Below are 23,320 nucleotides of genomic sequence, written 5' to 3'. Positions count from 1 at the left end.
TCTTTTTGGCTTTCACGATGCCCGCGCTTAACCACGAACATCGGCTCCCCGCTTGTGAAATCCCCGTCGCTCCTGCAAACTAGCGCCCACGGCCATGTCCTCCAGCCCGCCCATTCCCTCGACAGACGCAAACGACATCATCGCCCAGGTCGAGCTTTATTTCGCTCACGACCCCGCCGTCGACGGCGTCAGACTCGGCAAGCGGCTCTCTGAGTTTTTCCTCGCCCCTACCCTCGCTGCTCGCCTCGATGCCTTCGTCACCATCAAAGAATGGCTCGACGCACCACATTCAGATGCATCTCGCCAAGCACGGGTCCTCTCTTTGTTGGAACTCATGGACGCCCGGCCGGCGATCCGCGCCCAATTTCAGTTCGGCATCCGCGACATCCTCAATGGTATAGACACGGTCGAGCTCTTCGCCGAAGCCGGCCTTCACCCGCGGCAGAGTTTCTGGTCCGAGTTCTTTCGCCGTTCGCTCGAAAAGGTTTTCCCTCTCGCCGGAGATGCGAGCGATTTCTCGAAATTCATCTCGCGTCTCTATCCCAACGCCAACAGCATCGGGCGCCTGCTCGCGTGGCCGGACGAAGAGTTTCAACACATCGCTCGTCTGCTTGCCCCGATTAACGACTCCGACGCCTGGCAGAAGCAGCGCAACGAACTGATCCAGGCATTTCGTTTGCTCACCGTGCATGTCGCGGGCCTGGGACTTTCGCCCGGACTTCGCGCCCGCAGCCGCCCTGGCGACATCGAAGCCTCTCCCTTCTACCGTCTCCAGCAGACCGCCAACGCCGTCGTACTTGCCAAGGGCGATCCCAACGCGCTGCTCTTGTGGCGCAACCAGGTGCAGTTCTGCCGCGACGAACTCGAATACATCCACCAGCGCATGGAAGACGCCGGCGTGAGCACGGCGCTCGTCTTCGACATGCGCAACATCGAACGCGCTCTGGTTCGGATGGAACACATTGCTGACGTCCTCTTCGTCGCCGAACCACATCAGCAGATCGAAGCCGTCAAGCGCCTCCTCGACGACGTAATGAGCGCCCGCCGTAGCGACCTCAGCATCAGTGGTCTCTTCCGCGAAAACTCTGCCCTGCTCGCGCGCAAGATCGTCGAACGTACCGGCAAGACCGGCGAACACTACATCGCGAATACTCTCCGCGAATACAAACAGCTCTGGATCGCATCCATCGGCGGTGGCGCGCTCACGGTGTTTACAGCGGCCATTAAGCTGCGCCTTCACGCCGCACACTTTCCGCCTTTTGTGGAAGGCATCACCGCCGGCACCAACTACGCTGTGAGCTTCCTGTTGCTCCAACAATTTCATCTCGCACTCGCCACCAAACAGCCATCCGTCACCGCCGCCACCTTTGCCGGCATCGTGCGCACCACCCGCGGCGAAGCCCGCAAGCAGCGCATCGCCGACTTCGTAAGCCGGATCACGCGCAGCCAGCTAGCTTCAGCCTTTGGCAACCTCATCGCTGTTTGCATCGGCTGCATCATCTTCGAAAGGATCTGGTATCGCCTTCACGCGAGTCCATTTCTCACGGTCTCAAGCGCCGAAGAGGTTTACAAGACGCTGAATCCCGTCGCCTCCGGCACCGCGGTCTTCGCGATCATCACCGGACTCATCCTCTGGATCTCCGCGCTCGCGGGCGGTTGGATCGAAAACTTCGCCACCTTCAACCAGATTCCCAGCGCCATCGCGCATCATTCCCTCGGCCGATTCTTCGGTCGCGAGCGCATGACTCGCTTCGCCAATTATGTTGAAGTCAATCTCTCCGGATGGGCGTCGAGCATCGTCCTCGGCTACCTCCTCGGCTTCACGCCCGCGCTCGGCCGCTTCCTTGGCGTCCCGCTCGACGTCCGCCACGTAACCCTCTCGGCCGGTACTCTCGCGCTCGCTGCCGCCAGCTTCGGACGCGACTGGCTCTACCGTGGCTGGTTCCTTTACACCCTTTACGGAATCACCGTCACATTCATACTGAACCTTACGGTGAGTTTCTTTACCGCCGCTTCCGTCGCACTGAACGCCTACGGTGTCTCGAAGAAAGAGCGCCGCAAACTCTGGCGCTTCAGCTTGAGATCGTTCTTCCGCTCGCCGAGGAACTTCCTCTTCCCACCCTCCAGTTCCTCCGAATCCGCGCCACCAGGAGGCAACCCCACCTCCGGACCAAAAACAAAAGCCGCTGGCGCTCCCGACGACCACATCGCCTAGTCGCCCGCAGCTCCCGCGACTTAGGACACTGCCCTAAAGAACGCCTCAAGTCGCGTGGAAACCGTGGTACAAAGCACTTCCTTGCTCGCCTGAAGACTCCTCTGGAAAGGATTCACCCTGTGCCTCCCCTGACCTTTAGCAAGAACGACCTTCCCTTCGGCAATGGCATCTCCGGAAACATCAACCTGAGCCTCGACCAGAGTGCTCCGGCGCTGCTCAATCCCATCAATCCCTCTAGCAATACCACCGAGATTGCCACGGCTTCGTTCGGCGTGGCAGGCGCGCCGCCGTTTAAGTTCGGTGCATCGCAAAATGTGAACCTCAGCATTGACGCCGGCATTAGTGCGTCTCTAGACGCCTATTTTTCTCCCGGCGCCTCGCTCGATGCCCACGGCGTCGGTGATTTCCTCAAGAACCATCCCGACAGCCTCATCCTCGCCCTCGACATTGCCGCACACGCTAAAGCCGGAGCCGCCGGCTCTTACAGCTACGGCGTGCTCAGTGCCGACGCCTCCATCGAAGCCGAAGCCTCCGGCGAACTTTGGTTCTCCCGCGCCTACCCTCGCGCCACGATACTGGCTGATGTCCTGAAAGATTTCTTCGCCAACCTCCGCGCCCCATCGAATCTCTCCGCTCCCCCCGCACCGGGCGAATCCATCTACTACGAGTTCGATGGCTACGTGAACCTCGCCGCCGACATCTCTGCCGGCTACGAGATGAAAGGCACCCACGACTTCAGCATCGCGAACCTGCTCCTCTCCGAGCACTATGACTTCAGCATCCTCGGCAAGCTCGGCGTTCAGGCAGCCATTGCAGGCCGATACTCCGTCGAAGTCACCGGCGTCACGGATCCTGACACCGGCAATCCCGTCGCGGACTGGGCACGTGTCGTCGTGCAGAAGAAACACAGCGACACACTTTCCTTCGCCGCCGACATCAATGTCGGCATCACCTCCGACACCAGTGGTCTGCCCGGCACCGCCAAAGAATTCCTCGGTGCACTGCTCGGCACCAACGCCAAGAGCTGGCTCAACTGGGCCGACAAAATTCTCGACAACGCCGACCCCAATACCCTGAAGAACACGCTCGACACGCTCTCCGAGCAATTCCTCTCCAAGTGGACCAACAAAGCTTTCAACCTTCTCAGTCAGACCGAACTCAACGCCCTGCTCGGCGACGTTCACAAAATCGTCCAGAGCTACAACAACCTCGACACCACGGCCATCAATCTCTTCGACAAATATTTCGACATGGGCGCCGTCCCGCTCACCAACCTTCTGACCAAGCTCCAGGACCTCACCTCGCTGAAAGATCTCGAGGCCAAACTCTCGGACAACTCCGTCGTTCCTATCATCGAGGAACTCACCGGCGGCGATCCCCTCTCCTGGATCCTCGGCACCGTCGGTCTCTCCGACGCCAACGGCAACCCCATCACCAACCTTCTTGCCGTGTTCAACAGTCGCGTCCAGGACGCACTCTCCCTAATCCAGGACAACGCCCACGATCTCATCCGCAAGTGGATTACCCAGGCTAAATCGCTCTTCGGAATTGACGGCTTCATGGAGAAGCTCAACGGTATCGGCAGCCTCGCCGATCTCAAGAACCTCGCAGATACCAAGCTGAATGGCCTCGTCGAACGCATCATCGGCACCACAATCGACAAGCTCGACCAAACTGGATTCGGCAAAGTTCTAAAAGGCCTGCAAAACTTCAGCGCCCACGAACAGTCCATCTACGAGAAGTTCTCTCAGGCGCTCCAGCAGACCGCCTCGCTCAGTCTTCACGCCGCCTACTCGCGCACCGCAGAACAGGAAGCGCTCCTCGACGTGCAACTCAATCTCGGCACCGCGAACGGCCGCAAGCTCCTCTGCGCCGCGGCTGTCGGCGACTTCACCCAGGTCCTCCGTGGATACCAGCCCGGAGTCGTTCGTATCCTCGGCGGCAAACTCCACCGCGCGCTCACCGAGCAGAACATCCTCACCTTCAACGTTGCCGGATGGCACCTCAACTGGAATTACCAGTCCTGCACCACCCTTCTGACTTCGCTCGATCAAAACATCGTGCCCGGAGACAACGGTGCGCTCACCGTCTTCACCAACGTCACCATGAAGGAAGCTCGCGATGTCACCGTGAACCAGCAGGAGATGCACTCCAACTTCCTGCTCCGTCTGCTCGGCGAATCGCACGGCACCATCGACACTCCGCCGCAGTTCGGCAAAGACGACCACCAATATCTCGTCGATACAGTGAGCCAGTTCGCCGTCTCCTACAGCCTCACCCTCGAAAGCCATACCAACACCTCGCTGGCGCGGCTCACGCATCTCCTCAGCTTTGCCTCTGCCTTCGATCTCGTGCAGGCCGGCGCCACCGCACAGGGCCTCGCACCCTATCTCGAATCAAAAAAAGATACGAATAACAACGACGACTTCGGCGACGTCCAGGTGGACTACGAAGTTCGCTATAACGAAGACGCGCTTACCCGCTTCTTCTCCGCAACGCTCAACGAAGCGCAACTCCGTGCCGCGGCCCGTCAAACCGTCTTCGTAACCTGGTGGGACCCGCAGAACACGCCGCACAACGCGCAGATCGCGCGCGTCTATGCCTCTGACTCCGGTTACAAGCTCTACACGGACCTCGGCCCGGGCCTCAAGAGTTTCACCGGCGCCTTCCCCCTCGGCCCCGCGCCGTTCGGCGTCAACGACCCGCACACCCAGATCTCGCTCAGTTCGCCCGACCTCATCACCCTCTACGCGCTCTATCAATACGAAGACACGCTCGCCGCAGGAATCACAAAACTCTTCTCGATGTTGCGTTCGACCAGCAACCACAAACTCTCGCCCGTGGATTTCCAGAAGGCCATGGGCAAACTAGGAACCGCCTTCGCCGAATTCGACGAGATCGCCACCAACGTTGCCTTCGCGCTCTGGGACCGCCTCATCGCCTCCACTCAACCACCGGCGAATGCCCGTATCTCGTCGTTGAAAATCACGTCGAACCTCAGCGGCACGCCGCGAGTGAAGATGCTGATCGGTGAACCAGCACTCCCGCAAGTCGGTGCCGCACCCGCAACGCCATAGCGTTTCAACGTAAACAACAAGGGCTGCCCCGGCGAGGCAGCCCTGTTTCCGTTCGAAGAGCTCGTTACACCGGCTTCAAACTCTCTGCCGCTGGAAACGACGAGGGCCTCGTCTGCGAATGTTCCGGCTGCACCACTCCATCCCGCAACGACGCCAGTAACATCTGGATGGCCAGGGTCGTGCTCGCCGGCGAGATCACCGTCGCCCGCAGCTTTCCTTCGCGCACCCACGCCTGTCCGGTCTCCTCAACGCCATCGCACCCGAGAAACGGCAGCCCAAGCCACGCCGCTCTCGCCTCTTCATCGAACAGCTCTTCGCAAGCTTTCCTCGCCCCAATCGCCATGGAATCGTCTTGCGCAGCCACCACCTGGATGCCGGCATCGCGCGACGTCGCAAGCTTTAACCATCGCGATACGAGTTTGTAGGAGCTGTCTTCCGTCCAGTGCGCCCGCATTCGGAACAGTTGCACGGTGGGTGGCATCGTCTCCAGCAAGCCCTCGTACCGCTTCCGCGCCGACGAACTCGTTGCCGGTCCCTCGATGTACAGTACCGACCCGCCCCTCGGAAGCAATGCACCCAATTGCATTCCTTGCATCCGTCCGATCTCCACGTGGTCGGGCCCCAGATGAAATATCGGTATATTCGAACCCCTCCGGAGCTCCGGAATATAATCGGCTGCGCGATTGAGCACCACCCAACCGATGCCGTTGCCTACGGCCGCCTTCGCCACTTGCGGAAAGGCCGTGCCTCCTGCCGGCTCAACTATGATCGCATTCGGGCGTTCCGCCTTCGCTTGGATGAACCGCAGCAATTCCAGGCTCTGCGTAATAGAGTCGTTCTTCGCCTCGATCACCGTCACGCGAAGCCCAAGTCTCGCGGCAGTCCGCTCCGCCTGGTTCGCCTGGTGTTGTTGGTAGTCGTTCTCGAGCGTGGGTAAGGAGACGACGAACCATAATTTGCTCATGAAGCCGCTCCCTTGCGGTGTCTGATTGCTCTCGCTCTATTATCTCTGCGATCTCCCAAACTAAGTTGCACGAACTGCACCCGCTCCTCTCTCGTTACCCCCACAGGGTGATCTTGTTTTCTTACCCTTCCTCTAAACTCGCACAAGAAAAAGGGCTGCCCTCTCGGCAGCCCTCTCTTCTACTTCTATAGGAAGTTTTACACCGCAGGCACTTCGTTCAAAACTTCGGCCCGCGTCCGTGCATCCTGCTTCTCTTCCGCCTTGTTTGACGGCAGCGCGATCTCCAGCACCTCATCAATCGTCTTGACGTAGTGCACTTCGATTCCCTGCAGTTGTTCCGGCGTCAGGTCTTCATCCATGTTCATCTTGTTTTCCGATGGCAGGATGATCGTCTTCACGCCTGCGCGTTTCGCGGCGAGCGTCTTTTCTTTCACACCGCCGATCGGCAGGACATTGCCACTCAGCGTGATCTCGCCGGTCATCGCCGTCAACGGACGCAACGGCTTGTCCGTCAGCAGAGATACCAACGCCGTCACCATCGTCACGCCCGCCGACGGTCCATCTTTCGGAATGGCGCCTGCCGGCACGTGAATATGGATATCGTGCTTCTCGAAGAACTCTTCATCAATCCCGAGTTTCCCCGCGTTCGACTTCACCCAGCTCAACGCTGCCTGCATGGATTCACGCATCACATCGCCCAACTGGCCGGTCATCGTAAATCCGCCTTTGCCCTTCATCGTCGTCGCTTCCACGAACAGGATGTCGCCGCCGGCCGGCGTCCACGCCAGTCCAACCACAACTCCCGCGCGCTTCGTGCGCTCTGCGATTTCGGTGTCCACGCGGACCTTCTCGCCGCCCAGCATCTCGGTGATCGTCTGTGGAGTGACCGCCAGTTTCTCAGTCTTCCCTTCCGCAATCCGTCGGGCCAGCTTCCGGCACACCGTTCCGATGTTCCGTTCCAGGTTACGAACGCCCGCTTCTCGCGTGTAGTGGCGGATGATCCGGCGCACCGCCTCTTCGCTGAATTCGATCATGTCCTTCGTAATTCCGTTCTCTTCTTCCTGTCGCGGAATCAGGTAACGGAACGCGATATGGACTTTCTCTTCTTCGCTGTACCCCTGGAGGTCGATGATCTCCATGCGGTCGCGGAGCGGTTCGGGAATCGGATCGAGTTGGTTCGCCGTGGTAATGAACAGTACCTTGCTCAGATCGAACGGCACATCGAGGTAGTTGTCGCGGAACGAATTGTTCTGCTCCGGATCGAGCGCCTCGAGCAATGCCGCCGACGGATCGCCGCGGAAGTCGCGCCCGACCTTATCAATTTCGTCGAGCATGAATACCGGGTCGTTCGTCTCGGCACGACGAATGCCCTGCATGATCTGTCCCGGCAACGCGCCGATATACGTCCGCCGATGTCCGCGGATTTCCGCCTCGTCGTGCACGCCGCCTAGCGAGATGCGTACGAACTTGCGTCCCAGCGCACGCGCAATCGACTTGCCCAGCGAAGTTTTACCCACGCCCGGAGGCCCGCTGAAGCACAGGATCGGCCCCTTCATGTTCGGCTTCAACCGCCGTACCGAAAGGTAGTCGAGAATGCGGTCTTTCACTTTCTGTAGGTCGTAGTGATCTTCGTCGAGAATGTCCTTCGCCTTCGGGATATCAATCTCTCCGGCGCCGCTCGACTTTTGCCAAGGCAGCACTGCCAGCCACTCGATGTAGTTGCGCGTCACAGAATAATCCGCTGCCATCGGCGACATCCGCGCCAACCGGCCGAGTTCCTTCAGCGCTTCCTTCTTCACATCGTCCGGCATGCCGGCGGCTTCGACCTTCTCACGCAGTTCATCCGCATCCCGAGTGCTGTCGTCCTGCTCGCCCAGTTCCTTCTGAATCGCTTTCAACTGCTCGCGCAAGTAGTACTCACGCTGCGTCTGTTGCACGCGGTCCTGCACTTCGCTCTGGATCTTGTTGCGAAGCTGCTGGACTTCCAGTTCTTTCGCCAGGTGCTGATTGATCTTGTCGAGCCGGATCTGAACGTCCGCAGTCTCGAGAATCTCCTGCTTGTCCTTGGTGGAGAGTGATGGCAACGACGATGCCACGAAGTCCACCAATCGTCCCGGCTCTTCAATGTTCATCGCGACGGTCGAAAGCTCATCGCTCAACGTCGGCGATCCGGTCACAATTTGCTGGAACAGCGTCAGCACATTGCGCTGCAATGCTTCAATCTCGGCACTCTTCGGCGGAAACGCCTCGGGAACGGTCTCCACCGTCGCCCGCATATAAGGATTGAGCTGCACATACTCAGTGACGCGCACACGCTCCAGGCCTTCCGCAAATACGAAAAGGCTCTGGTTCGGCATCTTTACGACCTTGTGCACCACGGCCAGCGAGCCGATGGCAAACAGGTCGCTTGGCTGCGGTGAATCCACGCGCGCTTCACGCTGCGCCACCACCACAATCGTCTTGTCTTCACCGAGGGAATTAATCAATTGGACCGAACTCTCGCGACCAACAGTCAGCGGGAGCACGGCATGGGGAAATAGTACGGTGTCGCGAACGGGCAGCAGAGGCAGGGTACGGGCATCTGCGGAATCGTCTCGAAACTCCGGGTCAGTATGCTCAATATTGTGAGCTTCGTTCGCCATATTGCTCCTTGAGTCACTTATGCTCAAGTTTAGATGAGGCACCGCTCAAAAAGATGCAGTGCGCATAACTATAAATACAATCAGTCACTTACCAACAACAAGCTACCGCTTGGACGAAGCGTACTCTACGCCACCCGTCCTCTTCCAGCCCATTCCAGCAGACGTCGCTCCGACCCGCCTTCCGGACGGCGGGAGGATTCTACCGGAACAATCGGCACCCAACGCAAGAATGTTTAAGGTTAGACGGAGCGAGTGACGAGATGGGAATCGCTCGCCTTGCCTGAGGGCTGCTCAGCACTCACGAAATTCGTTCCAAATAGGCGCTTTCGCCCCTATTGATCACTTTCCCAACGTTCATCCCTCTCGCACTCAACCCCATCCCATCAACTTCCCTCGCCCGACGAATCGTTGCACGACCTGCATCTCTCAAATCACCATGCGGGCCGATCACCGCATACACACAAAGGAGTCGAAGAAGATGAAACCGAAGTTGATCTCTGTGCTCTCGCTGATGTTGCTGCTCGCCCCACTCTCACTCTTCGCGGCCTCGAAAAATTCCCAATCCGTTACGTTCTCCCGGACCATCACGGTCGGCGGCACCACCATTCCCGCCGGCGATTACAAGGTTCAGTGGGACGGCACGGGCAATGTCACCGCCAACATCGTTCGCGGCAAGAAAGTTCTCGCGACCGTACCCGCAACCGTGACTGGGACCAAATCGAATTACGACGGCGCGCTGCACTTTGACGGAGACACCCTTCAGGGCATCCTCTTCAAGAACGCCACCCTCGAATTCAACGGCTCTTCTGCCGCGTCCGCTTCAGGCCATTAGAAGTCTCAAAACAAATAGGCGCGAGCATCGCCCGCGCCTATTCCATCTTTTCCAACAATAAAACAGTTCCGGACTTCGCTACTGTTCCTTCGTTGCCGCGGCCACCTTCTCCTGTACCGCCTTCTGATGCTGCACCACCGCCGGATGCCGTGCCGCGTACACGCTCTTGTCCTGCTTCGCCCCGAATAACTCCGGATGCAGGTACGACCCGCGCTCCACTCCCGGCTTGTCCTGTTCCACTGGCACTCGGTGCGCATTCGCCCACGCATCCTGCCGCACACCCGTCACCTGCCATGAAACCCGCACATTCGGCTTATCGGTTTTGATCGTGAATTCTCCATTTGCAATCTCGCGTCCCACGATCGCCTGCGCGAATTGCCCGATCACCGTCAGTTGATAACGGAAATCGCGGTTCAGTGCTTCGAAATACTCAGGCAGCTTTACCACCGCCATTCCCTTCGAGTCGGTCGTCACGTTCCCGTTGTAGATATTCATCATGTCCGGCGACTCGACAAACGAGTGGTACAGATACTTGTTCGCTGGATCCAGCGGATGATCGATCTTGAACGATCCGCTCGACTTGCTCAGCGCTCCGTTCACGTGAACGTCCGCATCGAGCCACGCGGCGTAACCGGTAACGCTTCCCGCGTAGATTCCATCGCCGCCGGCGCCGTTATAGGCAAACACGCCGTCGCCACCGTTCGTTGCAGACAATCCGTCGACGCCGATATCCAATCCGGTTCCATCACCTTCTCCCTGCACGCCGATGCTGCCCTTACCATGCACGCCAACACCGGTGGTGACGAGCGACACGCCATTCACGCCCGTTGCACCTTTCCCATAAACTCCCTGGCTTCCACTACCACTTCCTCCATCGCCGTAAAGACCGGTCCCACCGCTCACACTCGTGCTTCCGAGCACGCCGGTAGCCCCCGTCCCCCACACCCCGCGCCCTCCAGCGCTCGCGCCGGCATTTCCGTACGTGCCCACGCTTCCGTCCACGGTCGCGAAGCCTGCAACGCCGGTCGCGCCGTATCCGATTACGCCATTGCTCCCCGTGGAGGTCCCGGCGACTCCTTCGACGCCAATGCCACCACTGCCCGTAGACCTGCTATACACGCCACTCGTGGACCCAATTGCGTACACTCCCACGCTGGCGGTGCTGTAGCCGTAGATCGCCTCCGACCCGGTGCTTGAGCCATAGATCGCAGTGCCCGAAGTCGTTGCGGAGAGCGAAGTGCCGGAAAGATTTCCCCCGTTATCAACCCAAAACACCTCGGTGCTCGACGGCCCGGACTGCCCGCTGATCAGTTTTCCCGAAGCCGCAGTGTTCTGGAAAAGTGCCGCGATACCATCCGTACTCGCCACCGAAGCAATCAATCCCTTCGTCTTTCCGGAAGTGGATGTCGCTGTGCCATAGATCGCAACGCCGTCCGTCGACGCCGAAGATCCGCGGAACCCGACCGCCGTTCCAGTCGTGGAGCTGTTTTGTCCAAACACACCATAGCCGCTCGGCGAGGCCGATACGCCTTTCACGCCCGTGCCGGTGCCGCTGGCCGCGTTCGACGTTCCATAGACCGCAATACCGCTCGGCGAGTTCGTAGAACCGCGCACTCCCACCGCCGTTCCACTCGCCGCGCTATTTGTACCAAGCACTCCATAGGTAGCAGCACCGGCAGTTGTTCCCTGCAATGCGTTGCCAGTCTTGGCCGTCGCTACCAGCCCGTTGCCGCTTCCGTTCTGCGTCACGAGGACGACCTGGTTTGTCGTGTTGTCAGTGAAGTTGGTAGCTAGATTCGTAACCACATTCCCAACGGCGCCACCACTATTCGACCTGGCAACACTGCTCCCGACGACGCCCCCCTGCTGCAATGTCTGCGTCAGTTTCTCGGTCGTCACGAATTCACCGGCCGCGTGCCCCGCGAGCGTCTCCGCCTCTGCGGCCTTCAATGCATACGGCACGCTCACCAGTAGGACACGTTGCTCCGCCTGGCCTTCCACATGGATACCCAGCCATTGCGCTTCCCCTGACGTGAACACTTCCACCGGGAGCTGTTTCATCGCGCCCAGCAGCACGCTGTATTTTCCACTCTCGTCCAGTTTCACGTTCTGCGTCTCGGTCCAAAGGGATGCATTGTCCTGCTGCGACTTATGCAGGGTGAATGTGATTCCTACCGTTCGATTGGCGTCTTTCAGTTGGCCCGAAAAACGGATCATCTTCGGAACCACATCCGACGAAACTTGAGTTTGGTTCGAGGTTTGCGCAAATAATGCGCACGATAACAACACAGCGAACAACACACGTGAAAGGGCTCTCACGGGATCCTCCAGGTCGAATTTTGCGGGGAATTGCGGGGGAACCTGGTGGAACTTGGCAGGGTCTGGAAACCTGCCCTAAAGTGCCCCGAGTATAGCGAGATAGTGTTTAAAAAGGTAGTGCCTCATCGCGCGAACAACTGGAAAATGCCGCCGGCTCAAGACTCCAAAACGCTCATCCCTCGTCCGCGCGCCCTGTCCCAAGAATCCCATTACGAATACATTAAATCGATTATTTAGAGGCTGTTACACGAATCTTTCGCTGCCCCCAATAGTCCAATCAGTACGTGGCCGTAACCCCGAATTGACCACGGAAATTTTTGTTGGGAGAAGAAACATGAAGACAAAGCTCATTACCGTCCTGTCGCTCGTCCTTTTCTTGACGCCGCTTTCGATGTTTGCAGCTTCGAAGAATTCGCAGAGCGTCACCTTCCCGAAGGCCGTCACGGTCAACGGCACTCAAATTCCCGCCGGCGACTACAAAGTCCAATGGGAAGGTACCGGCGCGACGACCGCAACCATCAATAAAGGTAAGAAGGTCCTCGCCACCACACCTGCCACCGTTACCCAGGCGCAGTCTCCGTATGACGGTGCGCTCCAGATCGAAGGCAATGCCCTGCAAGGCATTCAGTTCAGGAACCAGGCGATTCAGTTCAACGCGGCGAACACCGCCGCTGCATCGACCGGAAACTGACGTCGGTGCAGACAACACAGGCGCGAGCATAAGTCTCGCGCCTTTCGTCTTTCTGCGACGTCTGTAGCTACTCTGTTCGGATCGCCGTCACCGCATTCACGTGAGTCGCGCGTCGAGCTGGCACGATGCACGCCAACAATGCCACGGCAATCACCGCGATCGTCATCGCCGCATACGTCACCGCGTCGTTCGCCTTCACCTTGAACAGCAACGACGCCAGCAGTTGGCTGATCGCAAACGCCGCCGGCAAGCCCGCCATCAGTCCGAGCAACGCCGGCTGCATTCCCTTCTTCAGGATCAACGCAAACACGCTGCCTGCAGGGGCCCCCATCGCAATACGTATCCCAATCTCCTGCGTCCTCTGCACCACTGCGTATGACACCACACCGTAAATTCCCACTGCCGCCATCAACGCACCGCACAACGCAAACGCCGCAAACAGCAGCGCGGAAAATCTCTGTCTCGCCACTGACGCCCGCACCACCTCAGCCATCGTCATCTCCGCGCCGATCGGCTGCTGCGCATCCACCGCCGTGATGGCTCGTCTCACGTCGCCGCCGATTGCCGCCGGCTCTACGCCCTTCGCTCGCACCACCAGCACCACGTCGCTGTCCGTGAACTGCGAATGCGGGATGTACATCTGCATCGTGTGCTCCGCGTCGAGTCCCTTGTGCAACACATCTCCCACCACTCCGACCACGGTCCTGATCGGCGAATCCATCCCGCCGACTCGCAATTGCTTGCCGATGGGATCTTCCCCTGGCCACACCGTCTTCGCGAACGTTTCGCTGATCACCATCACCTTCTGACTCTCCGTGCGATCGTCCTCGTTCGTGAACTCCCGTCCTTGCAGCAGCGGAATCAGCAGAGCGCGGAAATACTCCGGCGATATCGAATACCGATCCGCACTCGGGTCGTTCTCCGGGTTCGCTCTCGGTTTGTCCACCGCATGTACGCCGTAACGGTCCAGGTTTCCGCCTAGTGGCAACTGGCTCGTCAGCCCCACCGACTCCACGCCCGGCACCGCGCTGATCCTCCGCAGCACCTCATCGTAGAAACTCACCACCGCCGGGTCCTTCTGGTATTTCTGCCCCCACAACGACACTCTAACCGTCAGCACGCCCTTCGACGACAGCCCCGGATTCACCCGCGTCAGCCGCACGAAACTCTTCGTCATCAATCCGGCTGCAATCAGCAGCACCAACGAAATCGCCACGTTCGACGCCACCAGCGCATTCTTCAATCGCAGTCGCCCACCCGATGTCGTCGCCCGCGTACCTTCATTCAACGCATCTACCGGATCGGCCTTGCGCGCGTGAAATGCCGGCAACAATCCAAAGATCAACGCGCTCGCAACGCAAACGAATATGGTGAATGCCAACACCCCCGCATCGAGATGCACATCATGCATCCGCGGCAACGATGTCCCACCCGCCTTCAGCACCGCACGCAAAATTGCCCACGCCAGTCCGAATCCCAGTGCGCTTCCGACGCACGCCAGCGACAGCGCCTCCGTTAGCATCTGCCGAACCAGTCGCCTCGACCCCGCTCCCAGAGACGCCCGCAGCGCAAATTCCCGCCGCCGCTTCAGCGCCAGGCTCAGCAGTAAATTCGAAACATTCACGCACGCAATCAACAACACCAGTGCCACCGCACCGAACAACAACAGCAACACCGGTCGCACATTGCCCACCACGTACTCGTGCAATTCCGTGAACAACACGCCCGAGGCCGCGTACTCCGTCGGATACTGCTGCACCAGGCTCTTCGAAATCTGGTCCATCTCCGCAAGTGCCTGCTTCTCGGTCACACCGTCTCGCAGCCTTCCCAGCACGCGCAGATGTTGGCACGTCCGGCACGCGTACTCGAGCGACGTGTCGTACGCCAGCGGTGAATAGATGTCCGCTTCCTTTCGCGGATCGAACGAGAATACCGACGGCATGTTCTCCGGCAACACTCCCACCACGGTGTACACCTTCGACCCCAATTGCACCGATTTGCCAACCACCGCCGGGTCCCCACCAAACCGGCTCTGCCACAACGCGTAGCCAAGGATCACCGACGTCCCTTGCCCGCGAATGTCCTCCTCTTTCGTGAAGTCGCGCCCCACACGCATCCGCACGCCGAGCATGTCGAACATTCCCGCGCTCACCCGGAAGCCCGATAAATTCTCCGCTCCCGCGTCCGAGACCAGCGTCGGCGTCCAGAACGACACCGCTCCCATATACGAAAACGAATGGTTCAGCTTGCGCCAGTCATCGAACGTCGCGAACCCGACATTCGAATTCTTTCCGTCCTCACCCTTCTGCCATACCATCAGCAACCGGTCCTGCTGTGTGAACGGAAACGGCCGCAGCAGCACACCCTCTACAACGCTGTACACCGCCGTTGTCGAGCCAATCGCCAGCGCCAGCGTAACCACCGCAATTACCGACAGCCCAAAATTGCGCGCCAATATTCGCCCTGCGAACGCGACGTCCCTCCGCACGCTCTCCACGCGGTCTTCCCATCGCGACTCAAACACTGCATCGCGCACAAGGTCTGCGCTGCCATTTTCCAGTCTCACCTGCCGCCGCGCCTCGTTCTCGGTCATGCCGCGCGCTTTTTTATCGGCGATCGCCGCTTCATAGAACGCATCGATCTCCTGCTGCGCATCCCTCTGCGCCGCCCGCGGACGAACCACGTTCCTCACGCCCTCCCAAATCGCTCGCAACATCATGCCTCCAGGATCCGCGCGATCGCCGAGATCTGCCGCTCCCACTCCCGTGCCTCAGCCTGCAACTTCGTCTTCCCCGTGCGCGTCAGCGAGTAATACTTTGCGCGACGATTGTTCTCCGTCGCCCCCCACTCCGCTTTCAGTACCCCTTGCCGCTCCAGCCTGCCCAGCGCGGGCAGCAACGACCCGGCATTCACCTTGAATACACCCTGGCTCATTTGCTCAATCCGCAGCGCGATCCCATACCCATGCATCGGCTCCAGCGCCAGTGTCTTCAGGATCAGCATGTCCAGCGTCCCCGCCACCAGTCCCAGGTTCTGTTCGGCCATTCCCCCACCTCTAGCTAATCTAGTGGTGTAGCCTGAACCTATTCCTCTAGACTGTCAAGAGGAGAGGACGCCGTTCATCCCAACCTCGTCGCAGAGCCGTCGAGGCACTCCATTGATAAAACTTCTGGACCGTCTCTCCCTCTAGCCCTCTCGCTGCATCCTTCTAATCATCGTCTCAACGAAGGAGTGCCTCGTATGTCCCCGAGAAACCCCAAGAGCATGGCGGAACTCCGCGCAATCGGCCGCCGCCACGTACTCCAAATCGTTCCCACCCGCAATTCCGTTCGCCCCGTGCACCTCCATGACGACGAACGCGACCTGACCTCCAACCCGTTTGCAACCCCGACCGGCCCAGGCGGCGCGCAAAACTTCCACAACGTGGCAGGCAGCCAAATCGCCGACCCGCAAGTCACGAATATTTATCTGGGAAATTTCTGGGGAGACCGCACCTTCCTCGAAGGTTTCAGTAAGGCGATCGTCGAGAATGGCTATCTCGACCCGCTCAAAGATCTCGGCTACGGCACCGGTTCCGGCAACTACCTCGGCCCAATTGATGGCCCGTCGCTTTCCTCAGGCAGCACCTTCTCGGAAACTGATGCCGAATCCACCCTCACGTCATTACTCGACGCCGGCACCATCGCGCTGAACGACAATAGCCTCTTCATGCTCATTCTCCCGGATGGCGTGACCGCCACAACCTCCGACGGTTCGCAGTCCTGCTCATCTTTCTGCGGTTTCCACGATGCCTTCGATTACAACGGATCCACTGTTGCTTTTGCCGTTCTTCCTTCTTCTCTGTGCCAGGGATGTGGCGGCCTCATCGGCGACTTCACCGCCGTCTACGCCCACGAACTCGCCGAAGCCGCGACCGACAAGGTTCCGGGCGAAGGTTGGGTCGCTGACGATGGCGAAGAAAATGGCGACCTCGAAGCTTGGGTGCTTCTCGGTTGGGGCCCGCCCGACAATCCGAACCTCTACACCATCCAGGGCTACTACACCAACGAACGTGGCGACACCGTCGGCGCCTGGAGAAGTTAGTCGAATCACCTTGGGTGCCCCACGTCTCGCGACTTTCGAGACGTGGGAAGATCACACCCCTTGGGGCACCGGCAACCCCGCTCTCTGCGAAACGTCGGTCGGCGGCAAATTGACTTGCTCGAACCGCGGATTCATATGCACGTCCACCTGCTTGAGCGGACCTTCCCCAATGTTCACAAACCCATGCGGCGTCCCCGCCTTCACCACCGCTACGTACCCGCCGCTCACCTCAAACACATCGTTGCCGATGACCATCCGAGCCGTTCCTTCCTGAATGGTCAGCACCTCGTCATACTCGTGCACGTGCAACGGCGCGCCGCGCCCCGGCTTCGCCTCGAGCAAAAAAATAGAGACGGCCACATCGTGGTCCTCTCCAATAAAACGGTGCGAGCTCCCAACAAACGGGAGGTCTTCCTTCTTCACCAAATGCGTCGGCATGTCCTCACTGATTCGAAAATCTCTTCCGAGGCTTCACGATATTGCCAGCCCGAAGGGCGGCCGGGCTTCTAAGCACGACGCGCCAGCGTCGTGAGAGCTCAGACCGAAGGAAAAAGCCCGCTTCAGCGGGCGGCCGGGCTTGCTGCGCGATGCGCTAGCTTCGCGAGTCCCAACTACTCCGCGCTTCGATACCTCCCCAACACTTTCACAAACTGCGCGATCTCTTCCAAATGCCGCAACGCATTCTCCGCCGCCTTCTTGTCCGTCTGCATGAAGTCCAGAAAGAACGCATACTCCCACGGCCTTCCGCGCACCGGCCGCGACTCGATCTTCGTCAAATCAATCTCGCGCAGCGCGAACACGCTCAACGCCTTGAAAAGCATCCCAGGCTTGTTCGGCAATCCCACGGCAACCGACACCTTGTTCGCATCCTTGTTCGCGCGTGCCCGCCGTTCCACCAAAACGAACCGCGTGAAATTCTGCGCATCATCTTCCAGGTTCGACTGCAATACTTCCGCGCCATACACCTCGCCGGCCACCCGCGACGCAATCGCCGCCTGCTCGTGCTTCCCTTCTTCCATCACATGGCGCGCCGCGCCCGCCGTGTCGTAAAACGACACTGACCGTACCTTCTTGTTCTTCGCAAAAAACTTCCGGCACTGGTCCAGCGCCACCGGGTGCGACAGCACCTCGCGTATCTCGCCAAACTTCGTCCCCGGTACCGCCAGCAGCTGGTGCTCAATCCGCAACCGGAACTCCGCGTTCACATAGAAATCATGCTCGAGCAGCAGGTCGTAGTGCACCACCACCGGCCCCGCCAGCGTGTTCTCGATCGGAATCAAGGCCGCATCCACACGCCCCGACTCGAGCGCCTCAAATACTTCCGACGAAACTGCACAAGGCACCACCTTCGCCCGAGGAAAATTCCTCCGGCACGCCTCGTGACTAAACGCCCCCAACTCGCCCTGGATCGCAATTTTCATTTGCGTGCAAGGATACAAGACAACGCAACCCCTCTGGAGCACGCTTGTCATCCTGAGCGAAGCGCACGCAGTGCGCGCAGTCGAAGGACCCCTATCAGTCCCACGAATCCAAAATTTTTGCCAAGCCTCCAGCCCACACCATCCAGAGCAGTGCAGCGACGAAACACCTGCTGGCAATGGTTGCTTCTAAGTAACTAAAAATACTCTGCCTCAACCCCGCATTCCTGCTGGCTTTCCGCCAACCTTAACCCAATATTCCGCACCCAAATATCAGCATGAACGAGGCACGGAGTTGACTCCTATGTCAACACGTAAATTCTGTCAGCGAGGGTGAGGAAAATGCTTTGGACACTGTTTGTAGTTCTGCTTGTGCTTTGGCTGCTCGGCGTAGTTAGCAGCTACACGCTTGGCGGATTCATTCACATTCTGTTGGTCCTGGCCGTGATCGCGCTGGTCTTCCAGCTCATCAGCGGACGCAGAACCGTCGTCTAAACGACGACACCAACAGCTCAAAACTAATTTCTGAAACAACCACAGGAAGGTCCCGGCCTTCCTGTTACCACGATAGGGAGGACACATGGATAAGGACCGTATTGAAGGCAAGATGGATGAAGTCAAAGGCAAAGTGAAAGAAAAAGTCGGCGAGATGACCGGCAATCGCAAAACCCAGGCCGAAGGCATGGCCGATCAAGTCAAGGGCAAGGTGCAGAACACCTTCGGCAAGATGAAGGACGAAGTCCGCGCCGAAAACGAACTCGACCGCGAAGAACAAATCGAGAAACGCCGCGACGACGTCGCCTAACCTATAACCCACACGCATCGTCTAAAGATCAGCGCTCCCACGGGAGCGCTATTTCTTTCTCCAGCTTTGTATCAGGGCAGCGCTCGTATCAGGGCAGCGCTTCAGCGCTGCCAAAACGCCGCAAATCGAAGATGGGCTTTAGCCCCTGCCTCCCTTTCTGCTACTCTGCCTCTTCACTTCAAACAGGGGTTTTCCATGAAGAAGTACGCATGCCTCGCCACATGTCTCCTTGCACTTTCATTCCCGCTCTGCGCCCAAAAACCCGAAGCCCTTGACTACAACATGTACCAACGCATCCGCTCCGAGGGATTCGACCACTCGCACATCATGGAATACGCCTCCGCCCTCATGGACGGTATCGGCCCGCGTCTCACCGGCTCACCGAATCTCAAGCACGCCAATGAATGGACGCGCGACCAGTTCACCTCCATGGGCTGCAGCAACGCTCACCTCGAAGACTGGGGCGAGTTCGGACTGGGCTGGCGCCAGATCAATACCTGGGTGCGCATGTCCGCCCCTGACAACGCCGTCTTCATCGCGCAAGCGCTCCCGTGGTCTCCCGCCACCAGCGGCCCCATCAACGGCCAGGCCATCTGGATCGAAGCCAAAGACGAAAAAGATCTCGAGAAGTACAAAGGTAAGCTGACCGGCAAGATCATCTTCTTCGGCCCCATGCGCGACGTGAAGCCCGTCGAGAAGCCGCTCACCAAACGCAACGAAGATGCCGACCTCAAGAAGATCGAAGACTTCCCTGTCCGAGTCGGTGAACAGCACGAAGACTTCCTCGCCGGCTTCATTAAGGAACTCACCTTCCGCGAAAAGGCCGGCAAGTTCTTCGCGGATGAGCACGCCGCCGCCATCGTCGTCCCTTCCCGCGATGGCCGCGACAACGGCGGCTCTGGCGGCACCATCTTCGACGACGGTGGCACCGGCATGGGCTGGTTTACCTACCAGCGTGAGCACGCCGAGAAGCTTCCCATCGTCGTCACCGCCATCGAAAACTACGGCCGCGTCTATCGCCTCTTGAAAGCCAACGTCCCCGTCTCCATCGAAATGGACGTTCGCACCGAGTTCACCGGCGACCACGAACACGGCTTCGATACCATCGCTGAAATCCCCGGCACCGATCCCGCTCTTAAAGATCAAGTCGTGATGGTCGGCGGCCACCTCGACTCCTGGGCCTCCGGCACCGGCGCCACCGACAACGGCGCAGGCACCGTCGTCGCTATGGAGGTCATGCGAATCCTCAACGCGCTCCACGTGCAGCCTCGCCGCACCATCCGCGTCGCTCTCTGGACTGGTGAGGAAGAAGGCGAGTTCGGCTCCTACGGCTACGTCAAAAACCATTTCGGATTCGCGCCGCTCTCCACCGCCCCCGACCAGCTCGCGCTTCCTGAATTCGTGCGCAAGCCCGGTGGTCCCATCCAGATCAAGCCCGAGCATGCCAAAATTTCCGGCTACTTCAACGTAGATAACGGTTCCGGCAAAATCCGCGGCATCTACCTCCAGGGCAACGCGCAACTGGCGCCGCTCTTCAAGGAGTGGATCGCGCCTCTCTCTGATCTCGGAGTCAACACCATCTCCGTTCGCAACACCGGCGGCACCGACCACGAAGCCTTTGACTCGGTCGGCATCCCCGGCTTCCAGTTCATCCAAGACCCGCTCGACTACAGCTCCCGCACCCACCACAGCAACATGGATCTCTACGAGCGTCTCCAACCCGCCGACCTCGCGCAAGCCGCCGTTGTCGAAGCCATCTTCGTCTACAACACCGCCATGCGCGACCAGATGCTCCCGCGCAAACCGCTCCCCCACCCCGAGCTAGACGAGCCCGGCAAAGCCCCGCTCAAGAACGTAATGCCCGGTGTAGTCGCCGCCGCCGAAGAACAAAAGAAAGACGCGACACCAGAAAAGACGCCCGAGAAAAAGTAGGTTTGTAGATAGGTGCCCCGTTCTATCGCGAAGCGATAGCGCGGGGGTTTTTGTTTTGGAATTTGGACTTTGTGCCCTGGACTTTTTTCTTAGAGCTTCTAGCTTTGTATCAGGGCACGGCTTCAGCCGTGCCGAATCAGCCCCGCCCCTTTCGACGGGCTTCAGCCCCTGCGCGCTCTTTGGAGTACCAGATTCCCCACCGCATCCTTCTTCCCCCTCCAACCCGGCGGCACCACGGTCGTAGCGCTGTACTCGGTAATAATCGCCGGCCCCTTAAATCCCGAACCTATCGCCTCGCGATCCACCACCGCCGTCGTCATCGCCTTCCCGCCTAACACCACCTTCTCTTTCGAAGATGCGCCTCTCTCCAGTGAAGGAGAAATCGCAAGCTTCACCTTCGGCGCCGCAATCCCCGCCCGCACCCGCAGCGTAACCATCTCAATCTCCCGCTCCGGATGCCCATACCCATATCGCTTCTCATGTTCCGCATGAAACGCCGCCACAAACCCCGCTCCATACGCGATGTTCAACTCGAACCCCTGCCCTCGATACCGTACATCCACCGACCGCCGAATTGTCGGCTTCCCCTTCCACCCCTCCGCCGCAAACTCCGCCTTCGCCCGCGACTCCATCGTGCGAAACTCCCGCTCCAACTTCTCTCGCGGCACGACCTTACCCACCGACCACACCACAGTCCGCGAAAAATCCTTCACCACATCGCTCACCAAGATCCCCAGTGCTGACAACGCCCCCGGCAGCGCCGGCACCACCACCGTAGGAATACTCAGCGCTTCCGCCAGCTCGCACGCATGCAGCGCCCCCGCCCCGCCAAACGCGACCAGCGCAAACTCCCGCGGATCAAATCCCCGCTCCACCGACACCACCCTGAGCGCGCGCTCCATGTTGGCATTCACTACCCGCACCACGCCCTCGGCAAATGCCTCCATGGTCATCCGCACCGCACGCTTCCGCAGCCACTCGCTCACGATCTTCCGAGTCCGCTCCACGTCGAGCGCAAACTCTCCACCCAAAAACCGATCGCTTCGCAATCGACCCAAAAGCAAATTCGCATCCGTGACGGTCGGCTCCACTCCGCGCCCATAACAGATCGGTCCCGGCTCCGCGCCCGCCGACTCCGGCCCCACCCGCAGCGCCCCGCCTTCATCAAACCGCGCAATCGACCCGCCGCCCGCACCCACCGTATGGATATCCAGCATCGGCACCCGCACCGGCAGCCCCGCCACCTCCGCCTCAGTGCTGGTGCGAATCTCGCCGTCCACCAGGCACACATCGGTCGACGTCCCACCCATATCGAACCCAATCACCCGCGTGAACCCGCTCTCTCGCGCCATCGCCGCGCATCCCACTACACCTCCGGCAGGCCCACTCAAAACCGTCCGCACCGGCTCCCGCCGCGCGACTTCCAGTGCCGCAATCCCCCCGCTAGACTGCATCACAAACACCCTTCCGCGGGAAGCAGTGTTTGCTTCTGTCATCCTGAGCGAAGCGTGCGAAGCACGCGCAGTCGAAGGACCCCTATCATCTCCACTACCGTCAAGCTTCCACGCCAGCCTCTCCAAATACCCGCTCATCAGCGGCTGCAAATAAGCATTCACCACCACGGTACTAGCCCGCTCATACTCGCGAAATTCCGGCAGCACCACGTGCGAAGCCGACACCGGTATCTCCAGCGACGCCAGCTCCTCTACAACTTTCTTCTCATGTACAGGATTCGCAAACGAGAACAGCAGCGACAGCGCAATCGCCTCCGGCTTCGTCTCGCTGATCAAAATCCGCAGCTTCTGCAGATCGTCATCCGAAGGCGCGCGCAGCACTGTCCCATCCGGAGCCACCCGCTCCGGCACGCCAAAGCGCAGCCCCTCCGGCACCAGCGGCGCCGTCTTCTTCACAAACAACTCATACAGCCGCGGACGATTCTGCCGCCCAATCTCCAGCGTGTCCTCAAACCCGCTGGTCGTAACAAACGCCACCCGCGCGCCCTTCCGCTCCAGCAGCGCATTGGTCCCCACGGTAGTCCCATGCAGCAGCAACACATCCGGGCCCGCGCCCACCCGCGCCACAATCTGCGCCACCGCGGACGCAATCGCCTCCGAAGGATCATGCGGCGTCGAAAACACCTTCAACATCCGCAGCCGCCCGCGCTCCACCCAAACGCAATCGGTAAATGTCCCACCCGTGTCCACAGCAATGCGAAGAGGTCCCGCCATGATGGGAACTAGGCTAGCACTCAACGCCGAAGAGTGAGTACCTCCTCCCAGGGCCATTCATTCGAGGGCTGTTCCATCGCTCGATGCTCTTCACCCAAGACCGCCTAAGTCACA

16 protein-coding genes are annotated in these 23,320 nt (G+C 59.5%); 8 read left to right on the top strand and 8 right to left on the bottom strand.

Annotated elements, in window-relative coordinates; all coding sequences use genetic code 11:
- The first annotated feature begins 94 nt into the window (after positions 1–94).
- The gene (locus tag ACID345_RS10555) at positions 95–2,215 is read left to right on the top strand and encodes a site-specific recombinase (protein WP_011522856.1); all 2,121 of its coding nucleotides are present in this window, start codon (positions 95–97) and stop codon (positions 2,213–2,215) included.
- Between the two features lie 119 nt (positions 2,216–2,334).
- Positions 2,335–5,292, top strand: coding sequence for a hypothetical protein (locus ACID345_RS10550; RefSeq protein WP_011522855.1), 2,958 nt, complete (start codon positions 2,335–2,337; stop codon positions 5,290–5,292).
- A 64-nt stretch (positions 5,293–5,356) separates the two neighbouring features.
- On the opposite strand, the gene ACID345_RS10545 is transcribed toward ACID345_RS10550, so the two are convergent.
- Both ACID345_RS10545 and lon read right to left on the bottom strand, forming a co-directional pair.
- On the bottom strand, positions 5,357–6,256 hold the full coding sequence (locus ACID345_RS10545; RefSeq protein ID WP_011522854.1) for a substrate-binding domain-containing protein: 900 nt from the start codon (positions 6,254–6,256) through the stop codon (positions 5,357–5,359).
- Between the two features lie 197 nt (positions 6,257–6,453).
- Positions 6,454–8,898, bottom strand: coding sequence for an endopeptidase La (gene lon / locus ACID345_RS10540; RefSeq protein ID WP_011522853.1), 2,445 nt, complete (start codon positions 8,896–8,898; stop codon positions 6,454–6,456).
- Between the two features lie 478 nt (positions 8,899–9,376).
- Between lon and ACID345_RS10535 the strand changes: the two genes are divergently transcribed.
- A complete protein-coding gene (locus ACID345_RS10535) occupies positions 9,377–9,730 on the top strand; it encodes a hypothetical protein (RefSeq protein ID WP_011522852.1) in 354 nt (117 codons plus the stop codon).
- A gap of 78 nt (positions 9,731–9,808) precedes the next feature.
- Here the strand turns inward: ACID345_RS10535 and ACID345_RS10530 are convergent, their stop codons facing one another.
- Positions 9,809–11,947 carry a hypothetical protein gene (locus ACID345_RS10530; protein ID WP_148210076.1) on the bottom strand — a complete coding sequence of 713 codons (2,139 nt, stop codon included), beginning with the start codon at positions 11,945–11,947 and terminating at the stop codon, positions 9,809–9,811.
- Positions 11,948–12,383: 436 nt separating this feature from the next.
- Between ACID345_RS10530 and ACID345_RS10525 the strand changes: the two genes are divergently transcribed.
- Positions 12,384–12,740 carry a hypothetical protein gene (locus ACID345_RS10525; RefSeq protein ID WP_011522850.1) on the top strand — a complete coding sequence of 119 codons (357 nt, stop codon included), beginning with the start codon at positions 12,384–12,386 and terminating at the stop codon, positions 12,738–12,740.
- 67 nt (positions 12,741–12,807) lie between these two features.
- On the opposite strand, the gene ACID345_RS10520 is transcribed toward ACID345_RS10525, so the two are convergent.
- A complete protein-coding gene (locus ACID345_RS10520) occupies positions 12,808–15,459 on the bottom strand; it encodes an ABC transporter permease (protein ID WP_083763712.1) in 2,652 nt (883 codons plus the stop codon).
- Complete coding sequence (locus ACID345_RS10515) at positions 15,456–15,785, bottom strand: PadR family transcriptional regulator (RefSeq protein ID WP_011522848.1); 330 nt, start codon at positions 15,783–15,785, stop codon at positions 15,456–15,458. Before ACID345_RS10515 ends, ACID345_RS10520 begins: the two co-directional genes overlap by 4 nt.
- Before the next feature lie 195 nt (positions 15,786–15,980).
- Here ACID345_RS10515 and ACID345_RS10510 point away from each other — a divergent pair, with 195 nt between their 5' ends.
- Positions 15,981–16,823 carry a hypothetical protein gene (locus tag ACID345_RS10510; protein ID WP_011522847.1) on the top strand — a complete coding sequence of 281 codons (843 nt, stop codon included), beginning with the start codon at positions 15,981–15,983 and terminating at the stop codon, positions 16,821–16,823.
- A gap of 51 nt (positions 16,824–16,874) precedes the next feature.
- Here ACID345_RS10510 and ACID345_RS10505 read toward each other — a convergent pair whose 3' ends face one another.
- Positions 16,875–17,261 (bottom strand): cupin domain-containing protein, encoded by a 387-nt coding sequence (locus ACID345_RS10505; RefSeq protein WP_011522846.1) that lies wholly within the window; start codon positions 17,259–17,261, stop codon positions 16,875–16,877.
- A 173-nt stretch (positions 17,262–17,434) separates the two neighbouring features.
- Entirely contained in the window at positions 17,435–18,244 is an 810-nt protein-coding gene (gene pheA, locus ACID345_RS10500) for a prephenate dehydratase (protein ID WP_041855606.1), read from the bottom strand.
- 339 nt (positions 18,245–18,583) lie between these two features.
- Between pheA and ACID345_RS26625 the strand changes: the two genes are divergently transcribed.
- The 3 genes from ACID345_RS26625 to ACID345_RS10490 all read left to right on the top strand — a co-directional run bounded on the left by ACID345_RS26625 (position 18,584) and on the right by ACID345_RS10490 (position 20,978).
- A complete protein-coding gene (locus tag ACID345_RS26625; protein WP_148210075.1) occupies positions 18,584–18,736 on the top strand; it encodes a lmo0937 family membrane protein in 153 nt (50 codons plus the stop codon).
- 85 nt (positions 18,737–18,821) lie between these two features.
- Positions 18,822–19,046: a CsbD family protein gene (locus tag ACID345_RS10495; protein ID WP_011522843.1), complete on the top strand. Its 225-nt coding sequence runs from the start codon at positions 18,822–18,824 to the stop codon at positions 19,044–19,046.
- 195 nt (positions 19,047–19,241) lie between these two features.
- Positions 19,242–20,978: a M20/M25/M40 family metallo-hydrolase gene (locus ACID345_RS10490; RefSeq protein ID WP_011522842.1), complete on the top strand. Its 1,737-nt coding sequence runs from the start codon at positions 19,242–19,244 to the stop codon at positions 20,976–20,978.
- 161 nt (positions 20,979–21,139) lie between these two features.
- Here ACID345_RS10490 and ACID345_RS10485 read toward each other — a convergent pair whose 3' ends face one another.
- Positions 21,140–23,206: a hydantoinase/oxoprolinase family protein gene (locus ACID345_RS10485; RefSeq protein ID WP_041856539.1), complete on the bottom strand. Its 2,067-nt coding sequence runs from the start codon at positions 23,204–23,206 to the stop codon at positions 21,140–21,142.
- Positions 23,207–23,320 lie beyond the last annotated feature (114 nt).

The organism is Candidatus Koribacter versatilis Ellin345 (genome assembly GCF_000014005.1).
Lineage (GTDB): Bacteria > Acidobacteriota > Terriglobia > Terriglobales > Acidobacteriaceae > Korobacter > Korobacter versatilis_A.
This window is presented reverse-complemented; position numbering and strand designations above follow the sequence as displayed.

What these genes read in the sequence shown, in the direction of transcription:
- ACID345_RS10530 (WP_148210076.1), bottom strand. Translation starts at nt 11,947, where the DNA reads ATGATCCGTTTTTCGGGCCAACTGAAAGACGCCAATCGAACGGTAGGA.
- ACID345_RS10545 (WP_011522854.1), bottom strand. Translation starts at nt 6,256, where the DNA reads ATGAGCAAATTATGGTTCGTCGTCTCCTTACCCACGCTCGAGAACGAC.
- ACID345_RS10520 (WP_083763712.1), bottom strand. Translation starts at nt 15,459, where the DNA reads ATGATGTTGCGAGCGATTTGGGAGGGCGTGAGGAACGTGGTTCGTCCG.
- ACID345_RS10515 (WP_011522848.1), bottom strand. Translation starts at nt 15,785, where the DNA reads ATGGCCGAACAGAACCTGGGACTGGTGGCGGGGACGCTGGACATGCTG.
- ACID345_RS10505 (WP_011522846.1), bottom strand. Translation starts at nt 17,261, where the DNA reads ATGCCGACGCATTTGGTGAAGAAGGAAGACCTCCCGTTTGTTGGGAGC.
- ACID345_RS10510 (WP_011522847.1), top strand. Translation starts at nt 15,981, where the DNA reads ATGTCCCCGAGAAACCCCAAGAGCATGGCGGAACTCCGCGCAATCGGC.
- ACID345_RS10555 (WP_011522856.1), top strand. Translation starts at nt 95, where the DNA reads ATGTCCTCCAGCCCGCCCATTCCCTCGACAGACGCAAACGACATCATC.
- ACID345_RS10495 (WP_011522843.1), top strand. Translation starts at nt 18,822, where the DNA reads ATGGATAAGGACCGTATTGAAGGCAAGATGGATGAAGTCAAAGGCAAA.
- pheA (WP_041855606.1), bottom strand. Translation starts at nt 18,244, where the DNA reads ATGAAAATTGCGATCCAGGGCGAGTTGGGGGCGTTTAGTCACGAGGCG.
- ACID345_RS10485 (WP_041856539.1), bottom strand. Translation starts at nt 23,206, where the DNA reads ATGGCGGGACCTCTTCGCATTGCTGTGGACACGGGTGGGACATTTACC.
- ACID345_RS10535 (WP_011522852.1), top strand. Translation starts at nt 9,377, where the DNA reads ATGAAACCGAAGTTGATCTCTGTGCTCTCGCTGATGTTGCTGCTCGCC.
- ACID345_RS10525 (WP_011522850.1), top strand. Translation starts at nt 12,384, where the DNA reads ATGAAGACAAAGCTCATTACCGTCCTGTCGCTCGTCCTTTTCTTGACG.
- ACID345_RS10490 (WP_011522842.1), top strand. Translation starts at nt 19,242, where the DNA reads ATGAAGAAGTACGCATGCCTCGCCACATGTCTCCTTGCACTTTCATTC.
- lon (WP_011522853.1), bottom strand. Translation starts at nt 8,898, where the DNA reads ATGGCGAACGAAGCTCACAATATTGAGCATACTGACCCGGAGTTTCGA.
- ACID345_RS26625 (WP_148210075.1), top strand. Translation starts at nt 18,584, where the DNA reads ATGCTTTGGACACTGTTTGTAGTTCTGCTTGTGCTTTGGCTGCTCGGC.